Source organism: Methylocystis sp. H4A, from assembly GCF_015709545.1.
In the GTDB taxonomy this organism is placed as follows: domain Bacteria; phylum Pseudomonadota; class Alphaproteobacteria; order Rhizobiales; family Beijerinckiaceae; genus Methylocystis; species Methylocystis silviterrae.
Genome location: NZ_JADNQY010000028.1, coordinates 41,385 through 63,244 on the forward strand (window position 1 = coordinate 41,385; position 21,860 = coordinate 63,244).

Sequence of the window (21,860 nt, forward strand, 5' to 3'; positions counted from 1 at the left end):
GCCCGGTCGGTTTCGGCATTCAATCGTGAGCATTCCCGTGAGAACGATCATCGAGCCGTTTCGCATCAAGATGACCGAGGCGCTGCCCATCACCACGCGCAGCGAGCGTGAAGTCCTTCTCGCCAGGGCGTTCAACAACGTCTTCCTCTTGGACGCCGACCACGTCACCATCGACCTGCTGACCGACAGCGGCACGGGGGCCATGTCCGATCGCCAATGGGCGGCTCTCATGCTCGGCGACGAAAGCTATGCCGGCAGTCGCTCCTGGCGACGATTCGAGCGAACCGTGCGCGAGATTACCGGTTTCAAACACATTTTCCCGACGCATCAGGGACGCGCCGCTGAGCGCATTCTGGCTGCGACGCGTTTGAAAAAGGGGAACGTCGTTCCTAACAACGGTCACTTCGATACGACGCGCGCGAACATCGAATATGTCGGCGCCGTCGCGACGGACTTACCGTCGATCGAAGCGCGCGATCTGCATTCTGAAAAACGGTTCAAAGGAAATATGGACCTCGCGCGACTCGAACAGTTGATCGAGGCGGAAGGTGCCGGAAACATTCCTTTCTGCATGCTGACAGTGACCAACAACACCGGCGGAGGCCAACCGGTGTCAATGGAGAACGTCCGGAGCGTCAAGCAAATCTTGGAAAAGCAGAACATCCCGCTGATGATCGACGCTTGCCGCTTTGCGGAAAACGCATTCTTCATCAAAGAACACGAGCAGGGCTTCGCCGATCGGAGCCTGCTGGAAATTGCGCGGGAAATGTTTTCATTCGCCGATGGGGCGACGATGAGCGCAAAGAAGGACGGGCTCGCAAATATCGGAGGATTTCTCGCCTGCAACAATGATTCTTGGGCCGATGACTTTCGCAACCTGCTCATCCTGACGGAAGGATTTCCGACATACGGCGGTCTCGCCGGCCGTGATCTGGAGGCAATCTCCGTCGGCCTGTTGGAGGCGTTGGAATATGACTATCAGCGCTATCGGCATGCGACCGTCGAATATGTGGCGTCGGCGCTGATCTCGCGCGACATACCGATCGTTCGCCCCGCCGGCGGTCACGCCATATTCATCGACGCCGCCGCGTTTTGCCCGCATCTGAGGGCCAGCGACTATCCCGGCATCGGGCTCGTCAATGCGCTTTATCTTGAAGGCGGCGTTCGCGCCGTCGAACTCGGCAGCGTCATGTTCGGAAAGCCTGCGCCGGGAGGGGGAGAGGAGATCGCGGCGTCGCACGAATTGGTGCGGTTGGCGTTCCCTCGCCGGGTCTATACGCAGAGCCATTTCGACTATCTGATTGAGGTGCTGGACGCCATCGGTCGCCAGCGCGAGTCAATCGAAGCCTACCGGATTACTCAACAGGCGCCATTTCTGCGGCACTTCACCGCCCATTACGAACGGGCCGGTTGAACCGCGAGCGCTGCGGCGGCAAGTGAGGTTACGTGAGGGCGGCGTAACTCGCCTTAGAGGCGGTCCTTATCGATCACATGATTCCATGTGATCGGGAAGCGATCTAAGCGGTCGACGATGGGCCGCCCTGAGCGGCCTGAAACTGTAGGACCTCGGTGGCCGAATATTCTCCGCGCGCTCCGCAGTTCGGACACGTCACCTTAAATGTGGCGGGCCCGGATATCTCCAGAGCGCCCGTGCCTGTCAGCTCGCTCAGAAAAGCAAAGCGTTGTCGGCACTGTTTGCACGCAAATCCAATATACCAGCTGCCAGGAATGAGCGCGGGCATCGCAGATACCTCAAAATCGCCGGTGAACAGAATGCCTTTTGGCATGGCGGTCTCCTGTCTTACGACTTTGATATTCATGTAGCGCTGGGCCGTCTCCCTGACGATCTTTACGGCGTTTACGTTCGGTTCCCCCGGCGCGGGCCGCGACGCGCGTATTACGACGCCACCGCGTTCTGCAGCGTGCAAAGCGAATATCGCCCGTAAAGGGGCGACGCTAACGGCTGATCCGGCCAGTAGGTCCGATGAAGGTCGGCGACTGTGCAACGATCGAGCACGCTCGCTCCGCACCGCGCGGCTTGCTCCGCAAGATTCTCGATCCCGTACGTCCAAGGAGCGCCCATTGCGGCGAATCTTTCAACGACGCTGGTGATTTCAGGATCGCCGGTGGCGTTCTGGATCACATCCTCGGCGAAATAGTCGAAGGACACCGAGCAGCTCTCGATATGGCGCATGAGGTCCGTCAAGATCTGACAGACCGCCGCTTCATCCAAATACATTGTGTTCCCTTCCCATATGACATGCGTGGGAAGTTTGAAGTCAAATCCGTTTCGACGAAGGAGACCGATCATTCCATCCGTCACATAATCCGCCCCAATATATTTCGTATTGGGATCAACATCACTTGCTTCGAGCTTCGCCTTTTTGAACGCCTGGGTTTCAGGAGCGTCGATTTCAAAATAGGCGACGCCTTCGGCCGCGATCCGCTGCGGCCTTGTGTCGAGTCCGGCGCCCAGTATGAGTATTTGTCGGCATCCTTTGTCGATCTGAAGACGGAGCCGGTCGTCGAAGTAGCGCGTTCTCAGTCGCACATTGTTCCTTATCGGCGGGAACGAATGGGAAATGCGATCCGCCGCCTCTTTCGATTCCCGATTGAGGAACAGGTGGACGAAGGGATCGCGGTAGAGCGGATGAGCTTGCTTGTTTTCGTCATTGCGGAATTCCGCCACGACAAAAGCGGTTCCCACCACCTTTTGAATTTCGACCATTGGCTGTCTCGATCGGACCCGGGTTCGGCGCAGCAACGCGCCCCGCCCTCGTTGAAGGTTAATGCAATTTTTTGGAACTCTTAGCTGCGTCTACAGGGCGCTCTCACAGAGGGCGGCCCGGTCACTTTTGCGGATAGCGCTCCAGCAGTTGCGCAAGCGGCTCGGAACTCACCGCATTGGGCGGCGAATAGGGCTCGTCCACGGATGCGACCAGCGATATCGGGACGATCGCCGCCAAAGCGAAAACCGCCTGCGCGAGAAGCTGAGGCCTTGGGCGGTCGAGATGCACGATGGCAAGGGCGATTTGCGTGATGAAGGCGATGATGATCACCGCCGCCCATTTGCGATCGTCGGGAAAGGCCCCCGCAATCGCGAGTCGTTGTTCCCGCGCCGATCGCAAACGCATCACCGTATCGACGAGCGCGCGCTGGAAGGCCGCCTCGATTCTCGCGCTGGCGACCGCGTGCGTGAGTCTGTTCAGCGCGGCCTCGGTTTCCGGCGATTCTTTGCCGTCTTCCATGGTCTTCCATTCGAGGCCAACGGCGGTTTCCACATAGTCTCGCACGGCGCGCGGAATATCATCCGCGTTGAGTCCATGATTGCCCGAAAGCGCCGCGAGCGTCGCCAATTGCTCGCGCTCCATGGCGATGGCGCGATAGGCGCTGCGATTTGCGTCCCAGACGTCCTGCGAGAGGAACGTCATCAGCAGGCCAAACAGGGTCGCCGGAACGGCGACGAAGGGCGGCACGACGCCTTTCCAGTTCTGCGCATAGGCGGCAAAGCGCGAGGCGAAGCTAAGCCAGCACAGGAAAAGCGCGACTGCGGCCATGGCGAATGTGAGCATGAGCGCCATGACGAGCGTCGTCTGCGACATCCAGAATTTTAAAAGCACGTTTCCCCTCGAATCGACAATTAATGACGATTGAAGGACATCATAATCGAGATTCGCCAGACGATCGCATCCACTTGCCCGCCTGCCTTTCGCATTACGGGGTTCCTCTCGCGCCAAAACGCCTTACCTTTCGCGAGGGCGATCGTCGATCTGAGTTCGGTAGGCATGTCAACCGAGACGGACATTTCCGCCTATGCGAGCTCGATCCTGGAGACCGTGGGCTTGCCGCTGCTGGCGCTGGATTCACAACTCACGGTCGAGTTCGCCAATGACGCGTTCCTCAGCCAGTTTCAGGTGACGCGCGAGGAGACAGTCGGCCGGCCGGTTTATGAGCTTTGCGACGGGCAGTGGGACATCCCGGAGCTGCGCCGGCTGCTAGAGCAAATTGTTGAGCGAAACAGTATGATCGAGGATTGCCGCGTCGAACATGACTTCGAACGTGTCGGCCGTCGCATCATGCGGCTCAACGCCAAGCGCATCCGCAGGCCGGATGAAAAAGATTGCATCCTGCTTGCGATATTCGACGAGAGCGAGTGTGAGCGGCTTCGTCATGAACTCGAAGGCCGGATCGAATTTTCGGAGAAACTGATCGACAGCGTCCGTGAAGCGCTGCTGGTTCTCCACGCGGACCTCACGGTTCACTCGGCGAATCGGCCCTTCTATCGACTCTTCGGGGGAGACCCCAAGGAGACGGAAGGACGTCTCGTTTACGAGCTGGACAATGGCCAGTGGGACACCCCGGAGCTGCGACGGCTGCTTGAGGATATCCTCCCTCGCCGCCAGAGTTTCGACGACTACCAGATCGAACACGTGTTCCAAGACCTCGGTCCTCGGGTGATGCTGGTGAACGGCCGTCGGCTCGACCAGCTTAACCTGATCGTTCTCGCCATAAGTGACACGATGGAGCAACTGACGTGCGAGGTGAACCGTCGGGACCGCGAGGTTCGGCAAAATCTCCTCATCGATCTGAATGACCGATTGCGCCCGTTGGCGGATCCCGTGGCGATTCAGGCTGCGGCCAGCGAGGTCCTGGGCCGACATCTCAAGGCCACCCAAGCGGCCTATGCGGAGATCGACGAGACCGGCGACTACGCAACTGTTCAGCACGACTGGAACGACGGCGCGGCGCCAAGCAACGCCGGGCGCCATCGTCTCGAGAGTTGGGGAGAGGCCCTGATCGCAGACCTCAAGCGTGGCAGAACAATCGTCGTCAGCGACGTTCGCAACGACCCGCGCACGGCGGCGCCTGAGACCCTAAGGTCATTCGAAAGCCGTTCGATTTCCGCTTTTCTGGCCGCGCCGCTGGTCAAGGACGACCGGCTGGTCGCGGTGGTTACCGTTCACTCGCGGCGACCGCGGACGTGGAGCGCCGCTCAGGCGGCGGTCGCCGAAGATGTCGCCGAGCGAACGTGGTCGGCGATTGAACGGGCGCGCGCGGAGGAGGCGCTGCGCGACAGCGAGTCGCGCTATCGCCTGCTGTTCGAATCCATTGACGAAAGCTTCACGGTGGTCGAGCCGCTCTATGACGAGGAAGGTCATGCGGTCGACTACCGCTTCCTTGAAGTCAATCCAGCATTTGTGGCTATTACCGGGCTGAAGAACGTTGAAGGGCGGAGCGGTCGCGAGCTTGCGCCCAGCCTAGAAAAGGACTGGATCGATACGATCGGCAGAGTCGGGGTTTCCGGGAACGCCGAACGCGTCGTCCGCAGAGCGCGAGCGCTCGGCAAGATCTACGACGCGTTTGTCTTCCGCATCGAGGAAGCGGACAGCCCACGAGTCGCCGTGCTGTCGAGGGATGTGACTGAGCGCGTGCGCGCGGAGGAACAGCGCGCTCTTCTCATGCGCGAGCTCAATCATCGCTCGAAAAACATGTTGAGCATCGTGCTGGCCATCGCACGAGCGACCGCGGGCAATCCAGGACGCGACTTCGAGGAAACGTTTCAAGAGCGCATTTTGTCTCTCGCCGCCAACCAGGACCTGCTGGTCGCCAGCGATTGGCAAGGCGTCCCGCTAAGCGATCTCGTGCGCTCGCAGCTCGCTCATCTGGAGGATTTGATCGGCGATCGCATCGGGCTAAACGGCCCGCCGCTGATCATCTCGGCCGCGGCGTCGCAATCTTTCAGCATGGCGCTGCATGAGCTGGCGACCAACGCCGTCAAATATGGCGCTCTGTCCAACTCGGATGGCCGCGTTGACATCGAATGGGGCGTCCGCGAGCAAGATGGCGAAGGCCGGCGTTTCACGATGCGCTGGCGTGAGACGGAGGGTCCCACGGTCGTTCCGCCTGCGCGTAACGGCTTCGGGTCCACAGTCATTCGTGACATGATCAGACTGAACCTCAGAGGGGATGCAAGGCTCCAATACGACAGCGCAGGCGTCGTCTGGGACTTCGACTGCCCGATTGAGAATGTGCTGGAGGCGCCGGAATCCCCCTGAGCCGAAAAGTAGCGCCGCAGCAAGAGCGACTACTACCTCCAAGGACCCTTTATCGACGCTGCATGCGACCTTTGCCGCTCTATGCAGAACGCCCCGCCGTTACATCCACGGTCGGGGCGTTCGTTTGCGGAATGCTGTCCGCGTCCAATGCTGGCGCGGCTGTGGCGCTCACAGGCCCCTCAGCCGCAAATCTCTATCGGCGATCGCCTTGACCGCCGGCGCTGGCCGAGCCGCGCGACAGCTTCGGCCGAGGCTGACTCAGCCATCCGCCGGAGTGCGGCAATTGATCCCCGCAGAACGGACGAGTTTCGAGGTTCTGGAGAAGCGATCTGATCGCGCTTCGCCTTCGCTGAAGCTTCCTGGTGGTCATTGGAAATCTCCTTCTTTAGAGACGGACCACTGAACAACCGATTTAAGAGCGTCATCCTAACAACGAATGAAATCAAGCTCTGTTCCGATCTTCTCGCGTCTTTCATCGACGAATTGCGCCAAGCGTTGCAAATTTGTCGCGGCGCTTGTGGTTCTCAACAGATCTTCGGCGCGAAGCAGCTGCTCCAAAAGTCGAGGCGCCGCGCTCGAAGACGACTCATGTTCGCGCCGGGGATGGCAACCACAATCGATCACGCAAATCGCTTATAAATAACCGCGCCCATCGTCTGCCGTCGACCATCCGTTCGTGCCGGCATGGGACCTCGGAGGCGCTCGTTAGACAACCTGTCAGCCTATCAGGGAGGAATGATGAAAGCGCTGGTTCGATTGAGCTTCCTGATCGCTGTGATGGCCACAACATTCCTGTTGGCGGGATCATCTGTCAGAGCGGGAAGCGATCCGCTTCCGTCATGGAACGAAGGTCCGGCTAAACATGCAATCGTCGAATTCATTCGAGCGACGACCGATCCATCCAGTACGAAATTCGCCCCGCCCGAAGAGCGTATCGCGGTCTTCGATCAGGATGGCACGCTCTGGGCGTCACATCCGATATATCCGCAGTTGATGTATTGTCTGGATCGCCTGCCTGCCGTCGTACAGGCGAGACCGGCGCTTGCGAAGATCGAGCCCTTCAAGACCGCGCTCTCTCGCAACATGGAGGCGATATCGAAGCTTTCCACGAAGGACCTCATCAAGATCATGGCCACGCCGCTCAGCGGCATGAGTGTAGAGCGGTTCAGAGCCGATGCGGAGAAATGGCTTGAGACAGCGAGACACCCGCGCTGGGGTCGCCGCTACACCGAGCTGACGTATCTGCCAATGCTCGAACTGATGAAGCATCTGCGCGCCAACGGCTACAAGACCTACATCGTCACCGGAGGCGGGCAGGATTTCGTGCGAGTCTACGCAGAGAAGACCTATGGCGTTCCGCCCGAGGAGGTTGTCGGGACTCTGGAGAGCGTGAGTTATCGTTATGACAGTCGCGGGCGTCCCGTTCTGATCGAGAGCGCCGAAACGCTGCTCAGCGACGTCGGCGCCGGCAAGCCCGAGGCCATCCATTTGATGATCGGTCGTCGGCCGCGCGCCGCCTTCGGCAACTCAACGGGCGACCGGCAGATGCTCGAATACACGACGTCGGGGGACGGCGCGCGGCTTGGCATGTTGGTTTTACACGACGACGTCCGGCGCGAATACGCCTATGGCCCAGCGCTCGGATTGCCCGACACCAGAATTGGGGCTTTTCCTCAGTCTTTGCATGATGAGGCGAAGCGGCAGGGTTGGTTCGTTATCAGCATGAAAAGCGATTGGAGCCGGATATGGGCTTTCGAACAATGAAGCACATGGAAGAAGCGCGTTCCAAAGCAGCGATACGCCGCGCGTCTTGAGCGCCCGTTCCTTCTACGGACTGAAGAGCCGTGCGCGCGTCGGCGGATCGTCTACCAATAGACCTGCGCGCGCGCCTCGAAGAGATCGGGATGGGCGCCGTTGAAATAGGGACCTTGCCGCGTCGGAACGCCGGTCGTGAACAAGGCGTAATCATTGAGCGGCGCAGAGGCCTGCAGCACATGGACCCAGTTGAACTGAAAGTGGATTCCATTGTCGGGATACCAATTGAGTCCCAGAGTGACGTTTTGCTGGTGGCCGCCGACCACGCCAGCGTTGCCGATATAAGACGCGGCGACGGGATTGGGCGCGATGAGCGTCGTATAGGCGAGCATGTTGTAGAGGCTTGAGCCGCTATAGGGTCCGCTGTTGAGATTGAGCGCGCTGTAGCGCGCGGCGACCCCAACCGCGCCGAAGCCGCCCGCGCTCATCGGATGCTTGATCGTGATCTGATTGAAGTTTGCGCCGAGTTTGTTCGTCACGTCATATGCGGCGGCGCGCTCCTCGCCGGTCAGGTACCATTGTCCATAGAGATAAAAGCCGCTGAAATAATGCGAGGCGCCGCCCGGCGCGAAAGCGCCCGCGAGGCGCGCGAGCGCGATATTGGTGGTGTTGCGATTGACTTGCTGCCCCAGATATTCGGCCTGCAGCGAGAACGGCCCATGCGCCGCGGACAGCTCCACGCCAAAGGACTGCACGTTGTTGACGCAATGCGCCGCGGCCGCCGACGTCCATCCCGGCAGAGCGACGGTTCCGCAGGAAAGATCCGGCGTTCCAAGCAGCCCCTGGTTAAGAATATAGGCTTCCGAGCGAATGCGGTTGCCGATGCGCAGCACGCGATCGTCGGATAATCCCGTGGCGCTGTTTGGCTGGTGATAGCGGCCGGAGACGCCGACATGCAGCAGATCGTGTTCGGTCATGATCGGCGCGTAGGTCAATCGGCCTGTCAGATCGAAATATTGGCCGCCGCCTGTGGGGACCCAACCGGCGCGCGCCGGAATGCCGATTAACGGCGGCGCGCCGACCGCTGGGTTTGTGTTCAAATCTTCGAAGCTCGTGGTGAAGATGCCGCCCTTGGCGGTCCAATTGTCGCCATAAGCGCCGATCGCCGCGCCAAGGTGGCGGCTGGGCGCGATGGCTTCGACCGCCATAGCGCGTTCGATGAAGTCGCGGAATCGCGAGGACGCGGTGAATTCGAGGCTGAAGGGTTCGAAATAGCTGCCGATATGGATGAAGGCTGGCTCCTTCGTGAATGGCAGCGCGAAAATGGGATGTTGTACGCCAAGATAGAAGTCGCGAATGCCTCCCTGAACTGGCGCATTGAAGGGCGTGCCATATTGCGAGCCGGCGAAATCATATTGCAGTTTGTAGAACCAGTATTTTGCAGCCTTGCCCTCCACTTCGAGACGCACCTGGCGCACGCCGGCCTGGCCTGACCAGCCATTGAGCGGCTGCGCCGCGCCGCCGCCATCGAACTGCATGCGCCCGCCAATCTTGAAGCTGTAGGCTTTGTCTGCGCTTTCGACGAACAGGCCGTTCTTGAATGCGACGAAAACCGGCGGCATGAGCGACGTCGCGGTTTGCGCCGCCTCGGCCTTCGCCGCGCTTCGTTGAGCGGACTGAGTCGCCTGCTGGGCTTCCGCTTTGGCCTGGCGAGCCTCTCGCCGCAGTTTTGCGATCTCCGCCTCCAGCACTCGCAGCCTCGCCTCAATCGCGTCGCTTGAGGCGGCATGCGCCGCCGTTGTCGAGAAAACCGCGACAAGCCCGCTTGCCGCGACATGCTTCCAGCCTGGGAGATTCATGACTAGCCCCGCTTGCGTCTTTATTCGCGTGAGCGGCGAGCGCTTTGCCGCGCATCAAGACAGCAAGTTCATCGCGTTGAACGCCGCGACTCGCATATGCGAAGCGCGAAGCGCGCTCTCGTTCTAGCCAAGTTTTCGTACGTAGGTTTTTCTCGAGTTTTTCTCGTGCGAGGAAATATTGCTCGCGCATTTCGAGAATCGGCCGGGTGACAGCGCATCGCCACATTCGCGGCCGAAGCGGGTCTCGGCGGAGTCGTTCAGCTCATCGTTTCAACGAAGGCGATCAGCCCCTTGAGCAGCGTCGTCGGATCAGGCGGACAGCCGCGAATATGAAGATCGACGGGGACGACTTTCGCGACGGCCCCCACGCATGCGTAGCTCTCGCAATAAACGCCGCCGTCAAAGGCGCAGTCGCCGACGGCGATCACCCATTTTGGATCCGGCGTCGCCGCATAGGTTCGCTCAAGCGCTTCGCGCATGTTTTTCGTCACCGGTCCGGTGACGAGCAAGACGTCGGCGTGACGCGGCGACGCCACGAAGCGCAGGCCGAATCTCTCGAGATCGTAATAGGCGTTGCTGAGCGCGTGTATTTCCAGCTCGCAGCCATTGCAGGAGCCCGCGTCGACTTCGCGGATCGACAGGCTGCGGCCCAGTTTTTGGCGCGCGGTGCGCCCCAGCGTGTAGCCAAGTTCCGCGATCGACGTCGGATCCGGAATGGGGGCCTGTTCGGTCAGAGCGCGGCGGAGCAGGCCCTGAAGCAAGAATTTCTGCATCGCGCGCGTGTCCTAGAGATCATGCCCCGAGTAGGAACAGTTGAAGGATTTGTTGCAGAGGGGGAAGTCGGCGACGATGTTGTCCTTGATCGCCGCTTCGAGCAGCGGCCACTGGAACCAGGACGGATCGCGCAAATGACAGCGCTGCACCACGCCGTCCGCGCGGATGCGCAGCCAGACAAATATATCGCCGCGGAATCCTTCGACGAGCGCGGCGCCTTCGCGCGTCCAGTCTTCCGGCAGCGCCCATGCGGCGATGATCGGACCCTGCGGCGCTTCGTCGAGAATCTGTCTGACGATTCGCAGCGAGGCTCTGATTTCATCGAACCGGACCCAGACGCGCGCGTCGACGTCGCCTTCCTTCGAGCCGCCGATCTCGAAGGTCAGCTGCGGGTAGGGGGCGTAACCGATCGCCTTGCGCGCGTCGAATGTCCGGCCGGAGGCGCGTCCGACATAGCCCCCGCACGCATATTGCTTTGCGAGCGCCTCACTGACGACGCCGGTTCCGACGGTCCGATCCTGCAGCGACGTCGTGTCGCCGAAGAGCGCGATCAGGCGCGGAGTCATGAGCTCGATCCACTCGATCAGCGTGAAAAGCGCCGCGACGTTCTCTTGCTCCAAATCGACGACAACGCCTCCCGGCGCGATGCGATCCATCATCAGGCGGTGTCCGAAGCAATTTGCCGCTTTTCTCAAGATGCGTTCGCGGACGATGCCGCACTGCGCATGCATCAATGCGAAGGCCGCGTCGTTACAGATGGCGCCGATATCGCCGAAATGATTAGCGAGCCGTTCGAGTTCAGCCATTAGAGCGCGCAGATATGTCGCGCGCGGCGGAACATTGACGTCGAACGCCGCTTCGATCGCCTGCGAAAAGGCGAGGCTATAGGCGACCGTGCTGTCGCCGGACACGCGCGCCGCGAGACGCGCGGCGCGCTCGATCGAGGCGCCGGCCATCAGTTGATCGACGCCCTTGTGCACAAAGCCAAACCGCTCCTCAAGCCGCACGACGGTTTCGCCATTGGCTGAGAAGCGGAAATGGCCCGGTTCGATAATGCCGGCGTGCACGGGTCCGACCGGTATCTGGTGGAGCGGTTCGCCTTCTGCGGGAAGGAACGCGTAGCTGTCACTGGCGGAGTCGATCTTTTCGGGGTCGTTGCAAGGATGACGCACGCCCCAACGGCCATGATCGAGCCAGGGCCGCTCGTCGGGCGCGTTTTCGGCTCGCAGGCCATAAAGATCGCGGATCGCGCGCTCGAGCCTCAACGCCGGCGGATGCAATCGCCCGACGGATGGAAAGGAGCCCTTGGGGCAGTCCAACGTGACAATGCGCAGGCGCGGCTCCCGCTCTTCGAGCGCCGCCATGTGAACGCTCGAAGGTTCGCCCCAGAGGCTGAGGAGCTCGCGCTCGCCTCTCGCAAGACTTTCGGCGAAAGCTAGCCAACCAGCTCTGTCGACGATCTCACGCGGCCAGGGCAGACACGTCGGCGGCGACGGCTGGGCCTCTATCTGTTTGCTGGCGAAGTTCATCTTTTCATCCTTCGAGCTCAGCCTAACAGTCGCGCGACGTTCTGGAACCAAGTCACGACGTGAGACGGAAGATAGATTCCGGCCAGCAGCACAAGGGCTAGATGGGCGTAGACAGGCCACATCGAAGCCTTCACCTCGCCTTGGTCGCGGCTTGGCTCGCCGAACGCCATCCCGGTGAGCCGCAACAGCAAGGCGCCAAAAGCCAGCAGGAGGCCGAAAACCAGCGGGATAGCGAGGAGCGGCTGGCGTGCGAAGGTCGAGCTTACGACGAGAAATTCGCTCATGAAGATGCCCAGCGGCGGCAGGCCGATGATTGCGACGACGCCAGCGACGAGGGACCAGCCGAGCGCCGGCTGGCTCTGCGTCAGTCCTCGGATGTCGGCGATTCGCTGCGTGCCCTTGACCTGCGCGATGTGGCCGACCGAGAAGAAGATCGCGGACTTGGTCAGGCTGTGCATCGTCATGTGCAGCAGACCGGCGAAGTTGGCGAGCGGCCCGCCCATGCCAAAGGCGAAGGCGATAATGCCCATGTGCTCGATGGAGGAGTAGGCGAACAGCCGCTTGATGTCGCCACGGCGGTAAAGCATGAAGGCCGCCATGATGAGAGATGCAAGGCCGAGCGTGATCATCAACGGGCCTGGCGTAATCGCCGCCGCATTGGCCGTCAGCAGCATCTTGAACCGCAGCACCGCGTAAAGCGCGACATTCAGAAGGAGGCCGGACAAGACCGCCGAGATCGGCGTCGGGCCTTCCGCATGCGCATCCGGAAGCCAGGCGTGCATCGGCGCCAACCCAACCTTCGTGCCGTAGCCGAGCATCAGGAACACGAAGGCGACGTTGAGCATCCGCGGATTGAACTGCGGCGCTTTCTGCATCAGCGTCGTCCAGACCATGGCGTCGTAGCCCTGTCCCAGAACCGGCTCGGCCGCCATGTAAATGAGGATCGTGCCGAAGAGCGCCAGCGCGATCCCGACGCTGCCGAGGATGAAATATTTCCAAGCGGCCTCGAGAGCGTGCGGCGTGCGGTACATGCCGACCATCAACACGGTTGTCAGGGTCGCGACTTCGACCGCGACCCACATGAGGCCGATGTTGCTGGCGAGCAGCGCCAGATTCATCGCGCACATCAGCGACTGATACATCGCGTGATAGAAGCGGACGTTTCTCGTGGTCAGCCGGCCAGTTTCGATCTCATGGTCGATATAGCTCGCGCTATAGACGCTCGTGGTGAAGCCGATGAAGGTCGAGAGCACAACAAAGACGATGTTGAGGTCGTCGACAAAGAGATAGCCGCCGCTTTCGGGCTCGACGACGAGAAGCACAAGCGCGAAGAGAAACGTCGCGCCGGAGGCGCAGAGGTTGATGATCGCCGAGCGTCGGTAGGCCGGTTCAAGCGCAACGGCAATGGCCGCGACGGCGGGAATGCCGACAAGCGCGTTCGAGACCAGGAAGAGATCGGAACTCATGAACGTCCTCCGCGCACGCGATCGAGTTCAGAAAGGTCGACGTTGTCGAATCGCTCACGGATGCGAAACAGGAAGATGCCGATCACGATGAAGGCGATGAGAATGGAAAAGGCGACGCTGATCTCGACGACGAGCGGCATGCCGTTCGCCCCTGCAGCCGCCAAAACCAGACCATTTTCCAGCGACATGAAGCCGATAATCTGGCTCACGACGTTGCGTCGCGTCACCATCATCAACAGTCCCAGCAGCACGATCGCCAAGGCGAATGCGATGTCCTCGCGCGACAGCGGATCGGCGGAGGCGGTCGCCGGCAGCATGACGACGAGGGACAGCGCCACGAGAAATATGCCGATGAGCATGGTGATGCCGACGCCGCCAACAACCTCCACGGTGCGATGGATGCGCAAGCGCTTGATGATGTGGCGAAGGCTGAAGGGAATGATCAGCGCCTTGAAGATCGCCGCGATGGCAGCCGTTAGATAGAGATGATGTGCGTCCTGGTAATAGGCCTGCCAGGCGACCGACAGCGACAGAATGACGGCGTGGAGCGTGTAGATATTGATCAGCCCCGACAGTCGATCCTGATACAGCAGCATGAAGCTCGTCAGCAGGAGCGCGCCCGCGAGCACATGGGCGATGTCGATTGTCAAAAGCTCCATCAGAGGCTCCGTGTCACGAAAACGAGCAGCGTCGCGAGGAGGCCAAGCATCAGCCCCGCGCCGAGAAAGTCGGGAACGCGGAAGATGCGCATCTTGGCTGTGGTTGTCTCAAACAGCGCGAGCGCGCCGCCGCCGATCGCCAGCTTCAGGACGTAAGCGCAAAGCCCAATCATCATCGCCTCCGCGCCCGCATCATGCGAGGCGAGCCCGACGGGGAAAAAGACGCAGGCGATGAGCGAGAGATAAAGGAGCAGCTTGAGCGCCGCGGCGAGTTCAATGAGCGCGAGGTAGCGCCCGGAATATTCGAGAACCATCGCCTCATGCACCATCGTCAACTCAAGATGGGTCGCGGGATTATCGACGGGAATCCGTCCATTCTCTGCGATGGCGACGATGAGGAGCGCGACGAGCGCCATCCCGACCGAGGCGCGCAATTCCATATTCGCGACCATGTAGGCTGCAATTTCAGACAGCTGCGTCGTTCCGGCGACGAAGGAGACGGTGAAGACGATCATCATCATCGCCGGCTCCGCGAGCGAGCCGAACATCGCCTCGCGGCTTGAGCCGATGCCGCCAAAACTTGTTCCAATGTCCATGCCGGCGAGAGCAAGGAAAAAACGGGCGCTGCCGAGCAGGGCGATGATGGCGATGAGATCGGCCGACCAGCTGAACGTCAGTCCCGTGGCGAATGTCGGCACGAGCGAAGCGGCGACCCAGATCATGGCAAAGATCAGATAGGGCGCCCAGCGGTACAGCCACGACGCGTTTTCGGCGAGGACGACCTCCTTGCGCAGCAGCCGAATGAGATCGAGCCAGGGTTGAATGATCGGCGGTCCTTTGCGGCGCAAGAGGCGCGCCTTCAGCTTTCGAACAAAGCCGATGAGCAGCGGCGCCAGCGCAAGCACCAAAAGCATTTGGACGCTCTGCGCCATGAGATTGAAAAGAAGCGTCATATCGCCACCAGGACCAGGAGGAAGACGAGCGCCGCGAAAACCAGCGCGAGATATTCCTGGATCGTCAGGAGACTGAGGATGTTCAGCCCGGCGGCGCAGGACTCAACCGCCCGCGTGAGCGGCGCATAGAGATAGTCGAAGATTCGATCCTTGATTTCAATGCTTAAGCGCGCGGCCCGCGTATCGCCAGGCGCTGGCATGTCGAGGCGCTCCCGCACCGAAAAGGCGATGACGCCAAGGGTGCGCCGGATCGGCTGCGCGAAGCTGCTGCCTGTGTATTGCGTCATGGGGCTGGTTTCGATGTAGCCGCAGTCCCAGGCCGGCGCGCGCCGCGACCGCGCCGTGCCGAATTTGTGGATGACCCATCTCGCCGAATAGGCGGAGAAAAGAATGAACACGAAGACCAGAAGCCCATTGTAGGAGCTGCGGCTTTCGGCCACGGGCGCGATCGAGAGCCAGGAGAGTTCAGCCTGCGTCGGCATGCGGCCGCCGACAAAATCTTTCGCCACGGGCGAGATCGTGTCGATGACGAGGCTCGGCAGCAGACCGGCCGTGAGGCACAGCGTCAGCAATACCGCCATGGACGCGAGCGACCAGCGATCTGGGTCGTGCGCCGCGCGTGCCGCTTCGCTGCGGGGGCGCCCCAGAAAAGCGACGCCATAGGCGCGGATGTAACAGCCAGCGCCGAGCGCCGCGCTCAGCGCCAGCGCCACGCCGACCGCCGGAACGAGGAGCTTCACGGTCCATTGCGGCAGCGACGGGCTCAGCAGGATCGCCTGAAAGACCAGCCATTCCGAGACGAAGCCGTTCAGCGGCGGCAGGGCGGCGATGGCGACGCAGCCGCCGAGAAAAAGGAACGCCGTTTTCGGCATGGAGTGAATAAGACCGCCGAGGCGTTCGATGCTTCTTTCGCCGCTCGCGTTCAATACCGCGCCGGCGCCAAAAAACAGGAGGCTCTTGAACAGCGAATGATTGAAAACGTGAAAGAGCGCCGCAGTGAAGGCGAGGGCGGCCGGCAGCGCCATGCCATTGGCCTTGAACGCCAAGGCAAGACCGAGCGCGATGAAGATGATGCCGATATTTTCGATGGTGCTGTAGGCGAGCAGCTTCTTCAGATCGCTCTGAATCGTCGCGAAGAGAACGCCGATGAGGGCGCTCGCTGCGCCAAAGGTCATCGGCTCGACCGACCACCAGAAGGCCGGCGGGCCGAGCAAATCGAACACGACGCGAATGAAGCCGTAGATGGCGACCTTCGTCATAACGCCGCTCATCAGCGCCGAGACGTGGCTTGGCGCCGCGGGATGGGCGAGCGGGAGCCAGATATGCAAGGGCGCGAGTCCGGCTTTCGACCCCATTCCGACTAACGCGAGAGCCAGGACGAGGCCCGCCTTCCATCCCTCCTTGGTCGACTCGCGAATCGAGGCGAAGTCGTAGGCGCCGGCGACGCCACCGAGAACGCCAAACGCCATCAACAGCGCAAAACCGCCGAAGCTCGCCATCAACAAATAGACGAAGCCAGCGCGCCTGTTCTCCTCCTCATGATGATGCGTCAGCACGAGCGCCCATGAAGTAAGCGACATGAACTCCCAAGCGACGAGGAAGGTGAAGGCGTCGTCGGCCAGCACGACGAGGTTCATGCCAGCGAGAAAAGCCGGATAGAACGGCAGCACGCGCATCGGCTCTCTCTCATGCGCGCCATAGCCGATCGCATAGGCGCTCGCCGCCGCGCCGCCCAGATTGACGACAGCGAGAAAAAAGGCGGTCAGGACGTCGATGCGAAAATGCATGCCGATCCACGGCAGTCCGAGCGGCAGAGCCGTCGAAACGACATGAGCGCCCCTGGGCATGACCGCCGCGAGGAAGAGGACGCCGCAGAGGCCGACGCAAAGGCGGTAAACGTTTCGGCTGACGTCGTGGTTCCGCCTGTCGACGATGGCGTAGACGCTGACGGCGAGCAGGGCGCTGACACAGGTCAACGCGAGGTAGAGCGGCATGCGGTCACCTTCGAATCGGCGCGGCGGTCGGTCGCGCCTTGCGTGAACTTTACAGGCTAGACGCTGCGCTTGCGCGGGGCGAGAGGATGCTTTGACGTCGCGACGTGTTGATCCAGTCCGCAAATCTCCGCGTGGCCGCCGTTTGCTTCATAGTCCTCGCAAAAGTGATGAAGGTTCTCCATCACCGTATGATCGACGCACCAGGAGTCTGAGAGATCAAAGATGACCGTCTTGCCCTTTGGGAGCTTGGCGAGATCGCCCTTGAGCGCGAGGTAGTTGGCGAAAAAGGCCGCGCCGCCGATCTTGACCTGATAAACGCCGGGCGCGTGCTCCACGACGTCGCGATGCAGCTTAAACACCTGTCCCCAGTTAACGCTACGCCAGAAGTGGAACAGGAACTCGGCGGCGATGCCGATGGCGACGCCGATCAAGAGATCGGTCCCCAGCACGCCGATGATCGTAATCACGAAAACGGTGAGCTGGTCCCAGCCGATCGCCAGCGTCTTCTTGAACTCGAGCGGCGACGCAAGTCGGTAGCCGGTGAACACCAGCAGCGCCGCGAGCGAGGCAAGCGGGATCTCGTGAATGACCCTCGGGAAAAGCGCGACGAAGGTCAGCAGGAACAACCCGTGGAAGAAATTCGCCCACCCCGTGCGCGCGCCATTACTCACATTGGCGGAGCTGCGGACGATTTCCGCGATCATCGGCAGACCGCCGATCAGGCCGCAGATGATATTGCCGAAGCCGACCGCCGCGAGGTCGCGGTTGAGATCTGAGGTGCGCTTATAGGGATCGAGCTTATCGACCGCCGCCGAGCTGAGCAGGCTCTCCAGGCTGCCAACGAGACAGATGGCGAAGACTTGCTGCCAGAACATGCTGGAGCCGATCAGAGAGAAATCCGGGAAGGCGAAGCCGGACAGGAAGTTCTGCGGAATCGAGACAAGGAATTTCGGACCGATCGTGAATTCGTGATGCGGCAGAAACGGATAGTCCGGCAGGAAGAGATAGATATGTTCATCGTCGAGATCATAATATTGCGCGAGCGCCATGCCGATGATGACGACGACGAGCGGCGCCGGGATCATTTTTAGTCGGCGACTCTTCACCAACGACCAGGCGATCAGGATCAAAAGCCCAATGACGCCAATAATGGCGACCTCCGGATTCATGTCGCGCAGGCTAGCGGGGATGGCGCCGATCGTCTCAAACAGAGACTGCGCATCCGGCTTCACGCCGAGCATGACGTGAATCTGCTTGGCCATAATGATGATGCCGATCGCCGCCAACATGCCATGCACGGCCGAGGACGGAAAAAAGGCGCTCATCTTGCCGGCTTTCATGATGCCCATCAGCATCTGAATGACGCTGGCGCATACAATCGCCGCCAAGGTGTAGTGGTAGCCGGCTTTGGCGTCGCCGTCGCCGAGCGCCTGCACCGAGTCCAGAATGACCACGATGAGGCCCGCCGCCGGGCCGGTGATGGTGACGAAGGAGCCATTGATTCGTGACACCAGCAGGCCGCCGACGACGGCGGTGATGATGCCCGCCTGGGGCGGAAAACCCGACGCCATCGAAATGCCAAGGCATAGCGGCAGCGCGATAAGAAAGACCAGAAAGCCGGACAGAACGTCGGCGCGCCAATTTTCGGCCAATCCGGCGAGGCCGGTCTTCGGCGTGAACCGGGTTGGAAACGTCCCTGTGAAATTTGAGCGATTCTCATCCATGGCGGGTTCGCCTAGGGCCTTGCCCAGCCATTCTTGCGACGACGAGCTGGGGCGCTGAGAGGCGCTCGCCTCTGCCGCGGCCGCTTCCAGGTCGTGGGTGACAGCCTGAGCTTTGCTTTTCATAGGGTGTCCTCGCCATCGCGCTCAGTCGAAACCTTGGCGCCGACAGGTTAGCGCGGCCGCAACATAGGACAGGCCAGTGGCTGTGGTGTTTCTCCAGTTTTTCAGGCCACAGAGATTGTTTCTGATTCATTTCCCAAATCCGACGAAATCAGAGCAGAGCTACTGAAGCGTCGCGGGGCGGAGGCTCTTTTGTGGTGGAAACACTCTAGAAACATTGCATTATTAGGTTCCGGCGAGCTCCAACGAAAGCGATTGCGCCTCCTTTGACCCCTCCCATTTCAATTCTGATCGTCGAGGATGACGCCGAAATCGGCGAATTCATCTCGCTCTATCTCGCGGCGCACGATATTCAGGCAAAGGTGGCCGCAAACGCCCAGGCAATGGACGCTGCGTTCAGCGCCGGGGCCTATGACCTGCTGATCCTCGATCTTAATCTTCCCGGCGAAGACGGCTTGTCGATCTGCCGGCGGGTGCGATCCGAGAGACGTATCCCTATAATCATACTGACGGCGCAGTCGGAGGACATCGACAAAATATTGGGTCTGGAGCTCGGGGCCGACGATTACATCGTCAAGCCGTTCAATTCGCGCGAACTGCTGGCGCGCATCCGCGCCGTACTGAGACGAACTGAAAACCCGAACGCCGTCGACGGGCGCGCCGTACGGCAAGCGTATCTTTTCTCGGGCTGGCGCGTCGATGTGCTGGCGCGGGAGGTCGTCGCGCCGTGCGGCATAAAGGTGGCCATGACCGGCGCCGAATTCGATCTGTTGCATGCTTTGTGCGAAAATCCCCATCGGGTGTTGACGCGCGAGCAACTGATCAACATGACGCATGGCCCGACGACTGGACCCTTCGAGCGCAGCATCGACGTTCTGATCAGCCGGCTTCGACAGAAGATAGAAGCGGATCCAAAAAAGCCCGCGTTCATCCAGACGGTTCGCTCCGAGGGCTATATTTTCTCCACTCACGTGGCGCGCGCATGAACCCTACTCGCCTTCCCTGGCGTTTCCGGCTCAACAAACTGGCCGTTCAAATCACGCTGCTGATTTTCGTGTCGATCGTGGCGTTCCAAACGATCGTCATCGGCATGTTCCATGTGTTCGGTAGGCGGCACATCGTCGACCAAGGAGATTTCATCGCGAGCATAATCCTCGCTTTGGACGTCGCTCCGCTCTCAGAGAGAGCCAATGTCATTTCAGCGCTGTCTCACGCCGTTCCTTACGCCAGTATCGAGATTCAGGAGGCGCGCCCTCCGGCGGCGACATCTTCGACCGGCGGCGGCGATCTCGCCTTTGAAAACGAAATTCGTCACATCGACTCGCTGTTGTGGGGCGGCGCAGACGTGTTCGAGGTCGAAAGTTCAACGCCCGGAGATTACGGCGTGCTCGCCGTCGAATTGCATAAGGGCGGCTATGCGACGGTCTCAATCGCCGAGCATCAAAAATCTCCCGGTTCGATATGGCGATGGCTTTGGCAGCATGCCGATGACGAACCGTTCATCCTGACTCAGGGCGCGCGAACGGCCCTGTCCTTCATCATATTCACTGCGATCTTCGTGTTCTGGGCGCTGAACGCGATCATGGCGCCGCTGCGACGACTGGCAAAATATGCTGAGCAGATTCCGAATGATGTCGATACGAAAGCGCAGCTCCCGGAGCGAGGTCCTCAGGAAGTTCGCGAATTGACCCGCTCGCTGAATCGCATGCAGGCGCGCATCAGCAAGATGATCGCCGCGCGCGCCCATGTGCTCGCGGCGGTCAGTCATGACTTGCGAACGATCATCACGCGCTTGAAGCTGAAAACGGAGTTTGTGTCAGATCAAAGCCTTCAGCAGCGGATAATGCGCGACGTCGATCTCATGGACGCAATGCTGTTCAAGAATCTGCAGTATTTGCGCGCTGAAGGAGACGACACGTCCGACTGTTCCCTGGTCGATCTCGATAGCGTTCTGCAAACTGTCGCCGACGAGTTCTGCGACCTCGGGCATCATGTGACCTACCATGGCGACGGTCATCAAATGGTCTTCGGATCGCTTTGCGATGTACAACGCATTTTCACCAATCTCGTCGAAAACGCGACGCATCACGCGAAGACTGTGGACATCTACATCGCGGAAGGCCCGGGAGCGCTCATCGAGGTCGACGTCGTTGACGACGGACCGGGAATGTCAGCGGAAGGCAAGAACACCGCATTTGAGCCCTTCGTTCGCGGTCAGCCGGGACGAACGCTTGACGAGCACAGCGGATTTGGACTCGGCCTATCGATTGTGCGCTCGCTCGTTGAGCACCATGGCGGATCCGTCTCGCTGATCGATCGGGAGCCCAACGGGCTGATCGCGCGTGTCTGTCTGCCCCGCGCGGTGGAAGGGCACGATAAGCCGTTTCCCACGGACTCCAAGGCCGCGCCGGCGCTTTTCTGAACGATATCGAACGGTTCGCCTTGACCCGCCGCGCTTGCACGCGCAGGCGCGCGCGAACTGCAGCCGGAGCGCGTTCATGCGGGCGCAAGCAGCAGGCTCGTCTCGCTTCTGGCAATGCCCTCGATCATCCTCACGCCCGAAAGCACCCGATCGAATTCCTCGAGATTGGCGCACTCGATTTCCGCGATGAGGTCGAAAGGCCCGTTGGTGCTGTAAAGCGTGTGGATCTGCGGGAGTCCGCGCAGCGCCTGAGCGACGCGACGGGAATTCTTGCCGGAGACTTCGACCATCATGATCGCGCGGATGCGATCGGAGGCGGCGGGATTTTTCAGCCGAACCGTAAAGCCCAGGATCACATCGGACGCGATCAGCTTGTCGAGTCGGTTCTGGACCGTCCCGCGCGAGACGCCGAGCGCCTTTGCGAGGTGGGACAAGGAGGCGCGTGCGTCGGTCCGCAGCAGCGCGATCAATCGGTGGTCGAGATCGTCCATGACCTATGTCTCTGTGGAAACGGTCAATATCTATGACGGAAATTACAAAATTACAGTC

Annotated in this window: 16 protein-coding genes; 5 read left to right on the forward strand and 11 right to left on the reverse strand. The window is 60.6% G+C overall.

Annotated features, from left to right (window positions below; all coding sequences use genetic code 11):
* Positions 1–25: 25 nt before the first annotated feature.
* Entirely contained in the window at positions 26–1,414 is a 1,389-nt protein-coding gene (locus tag IYW40_RS16890) for a tryptophanase (RefSeq protein WP_348644301.1), read from the forward strand.
* 483 nt (positions 1,415–1,897) lie between these two features.
* Here IYW40_RS16890 and IYW40_RS16895 read toward each other — a convergent pair whose 3' ends face one another.
* Positions 1,898–2,728 (reverse strand): class I SAM-dependent methyltransferase, encoded by an 831-nt coding sequence (locus IYW40_RS16895; RefSeq protein WP_196401470.1) that lies wholly within the window; start codon positions 2,726–2,728, stop codon positions 1,898–1,900.
* Positions 2,729–2,849: 121 nt separating this feature from the next.
* Positions 2,850–3,620 (reverse strand): DUF4239 domain-containing protein, encoded by a 771-nt coding sequence (locus tag IYW40_RS16900; protein WP_196401471.1) that lies wholly within the window; start codon positions 3,618–3,620, stop codon positions 2,850–2,852.
* Positions 3,621–3,785: 165 nt separating this feature from the next.
* Between IYW40_RS16900 and IYW40_RS16905 the strand changes: the two genes are divergently transcribed.
* Both IYW40_RS16905 and IYW40_RS16910 read left to right on the forward strand, forming a co-directional pair.
* Positions 3,786–6,056 carry an HWE histidine kinase domain-containing protein gene (locus IYW40_RS16905; RefSeq protein WP_196401472.1) on the forward strand — a complete coding sequence of 757 codons (2,271 nt, stop codon included), beginning with the start codon at positions 3,786–3,788 and terminating at the stop codon, positions 6,054–6,056.
* A gap of 735 nt (positions 6,057–6,791) precedes the next feature.
* Positions 6,792–7,820 carry an HAD family hydrolase gene (locus IYW40_RS16910; RefSeq protein WP_210327348.1) on the forward strand — a complete coding sequence of 343 codons (1,029 nt, stop codon included), beginning with the start codon at positions 6,792–6,794 and terminating at the stop codon, positions 7,818–7,820.
* 101 nt (positions 7,821–7,921) lie between these two features.
* Here IYW40_RS16910 and IYW40_RS16915 read toward each other — a convergent pair whose 3' ends face one another.
* The 8 genes from IYW40_RS16915 to IYW40_RS16950 form a co-directional block, all read right to left on the reverse strand.
* A complete protein-coding gene (locus IYW40_RS16915; protein WP_196401473.1) occupies positions 7,922–9,670 on the reverse strand; it encodes a porin in 1,749 nt (582 codons plus the stop codon).
* Between the two features lie 257 nt (positions 9,671–9,927).
* Positions 9,928–10,443 (reverse strand): NADH-quinone oxidoreductase subunit B family protein, encoded by a 516-nt coding sequence (locus IYW40_RS16920; protein WP_196401474.1) that lies wholly within the window; start codon positions 10,441–10,443, stop codon positions 9,928–9,930.
* Between the two features lie 12 nt (positions 10,444–10,455).
* Positions 10,456–11,973 carry an NADH-quinone oxidoreductase subunit C gene (locus IYW40_RS16925; RefSeq protein WP_246720878.1) on the reverse strand — a complete coding sequence of 506 codons (1,518 nt, stop codon included), beginning with the start codon at positions 11,971–11,973 and terminating at the stop codon, positions 10,456–10,458.
* Positions 11,974–11,990: 17 nt separating this feature from the next.
* Positions 11,991–13,439, reverse strand: coding sequence for a hydrogenase 4 subunit F (locus IYW40_RS16930; protein WP_196401475.1), 1,449 nt, complete (start codon positions 13,437–13,439; stop codon positions 11,991–11,993).
* Positions 13,436–14,098 carry a hydrogenase-4 component E gene (locus IYW40_RS16935; protein WP_196401476.1) on the reverse strand — a complete coding sequence of 221 codons (663 nt, stop codon included), beginning with the start codon at positions 14,096–14,098 and terminating at the stop codon, positions 13,436–13,438. Before IYW40_RS16935 ends, IYW40_RS16930 begins: the two co-directional genes overlap by 4 nt.
* Positions 14,098–15,051, reverse strand: coding sequence for an NADH-quinone oxidoreductase subunit H (locus tag IYW40_RS16940; RefSeq protein WP_196401477.1), 954 nt, complete (start codon positions 15,049–15,051; stop codon positions 14,098–14,100). Before IYW40_RS16940 ends, IYW40_RS16935 begins: the two co-directional genes overlap by 1 nt.
* Complete coding sequence (gene hyfB / locus IYW40_RS16945; protein ID WP_196401478.1) at positions 15,048–17,045, reverse strand: hydrogenase 4 subunit B; 1,998 nt, start codon at positions 17,043–17,045, stop codon at positions 15,048–15,050. Before hyfB ends, IYW40_RS16940 begins: the two co-directional genes overlap by 4 nt.
* Before the next feature lie 56 nt (positions 17,046–17,101).
* Positions 17,102–18,769 carry a SulP family inorganic anion transporter gene (locus IYW40_RS16950; RefSeq protein WP_196401479.1) on the reverse strand — a complete coding sequence of 556 codons (1,668 nt, stop codon included), beginning with the start codon at positions 18,767–18,769 and terminating at the stop codon, positions 17,102–17,104.
* A 386-nt stretch (positions 18,770–19,155) separates the two neighbouring features.
* On the opposite strand from IYW40_RS16950, the gene IYW40_RS16955 reads away from it, so the two are divergent.
* Both IYW40_RS16955 and IYW40_RS16960 read left to right on the forward strand, forming a co-directional pair.
* Complete coding sequence (locus tag IYW40_RS16955; RefSeq protein ID WP_196401480.1) at positions 19,156–19,875, forward strand: response regulator transcription factor; 720 nt, start codon at positions 19,156–19,158, stop codon at positions 19,873–19,875.
* The gene (locus tag IYW40_RS16960; protein ID WP_196401481.1) at positions 19,872–21,311 is read left to right on the forward strand and encodes an ATP-binding protein; all 1,440 of its coding nucleotides are present in this window, start codon (positions 19,872–19,874) and stop codon (positions 21,309–21,311) included. The genes IYW40_RS16955 and IYW40_RS16960 overlap by 4 nt, the downstream gene beginning before the upstream one ends.
* A gap of 74 nt (positions 21,312–21,385) precedes the next feature.
* Here the strand turns inward: IYW40_RS16960 and IYW40_RS16965 are convergent, their stop codons facing one another.
* A complete protein-coding gene (locus IYW40_RS16965; RefSeq protein WP_196401482.1) occupies positions 21,386–21,802 on the reverse strand; it encodes an Lrp/AsnC family transcriptional regulator in 417 nt (138 codons plus the stop codon).
* Positions 21,803–21,860: the final 58 nt, after the last annotated feature.

Coding starts and splice junctions, on each gene's coding strand:
- IYW40_RS16960 (WP_196401481.1), top strand. CDS start 19,872: ATGAACCCTACTCGCCTTCCCTGGCGTTTCCGGCTCAACAAACTGGCC.
- IYW40_RS16895 (WP_196401470.1), bottom strand. CDS start 2,728: ATGGTCGAAATTCAAAAGGTGGTGGGAACCGCTTTTGTCGTGGCGGAA.
- IYW40_RS16940 (WP_196401477.1), bottom strand. CDS start 15,051: ATGACGCTTCTTTTCAATCTCATGGCGCAGAGCGTCCAAATGCTTTTG.
- IYW40_RS16925 (WP_246720878.1), bottom strand. CDS start 11,973: ATGAACTTCGCCAGCAAACAGATAGAGGCCCAGCCGTCGCCGCCGACG.
- IYW40_RS16905 (WP_196401472.1), top strand. CDS start 3,786: ATGTCAACCGAGACGGACATTTCCGCCTATGCGAGCTCGATCCTGGAG.
- IYW40_RS16915 (WP_196401473.1), bottom strand. CDS start 9,670: ATGAATCTCCCAGGCTGGAAGCATGTCGCGGCAAGCGGGCTTGTCGCG.
- IYW40_RS16930 (WP_196401475.1), bottom strand. CDS start 13,439: ATGAGTTCCGATCTCTTCCTGGTCTCGAACGCGCTTGTCGGCATTCCC.
- IYW40_RS16950 (WP_196401479.1), bottom strand. CDS start 18,769: ATGGATGAGAATCGCTCAAATTTCACAGGGACGTTTCCAACCCGGTTC.
- IYW40_RS16920 (WP_196401474.1), bottom strand. CDS start 10,443: ATGCAGAAATTCTTGCTTCAGGGCCTGCTCCGCCGCGCTCTGACCGAA.
- hyfB (WP_196401478.1), bottom strand. CDS start 17,045: ATGCCGCTCTACCTCGCGTTGACCTGTGTCAGCGCCCTGCTCGCCGTC.
- IYW40_RS16910 (WP_210327348.1), top strand. CDS start 6,792: ATGATGAAAGCGCTGGTTCGATTGAGCTTCCTGATCGCTGTGATGGCC.
- IYW40_RS16935 (WP_196401476.1), bottom strand. CDS start 14,098: ATGGAGCTTTTGACAATCGACATCGCCCATGTGCTCGCGGGCGCGCTC.
- IYW40_RS16965 (WP_196401482.1), bottom strand. CDS start 21,802: ATGGACGATCTCGACCACCGATTGATCGCGCTGCTGCGGACCGACGCA.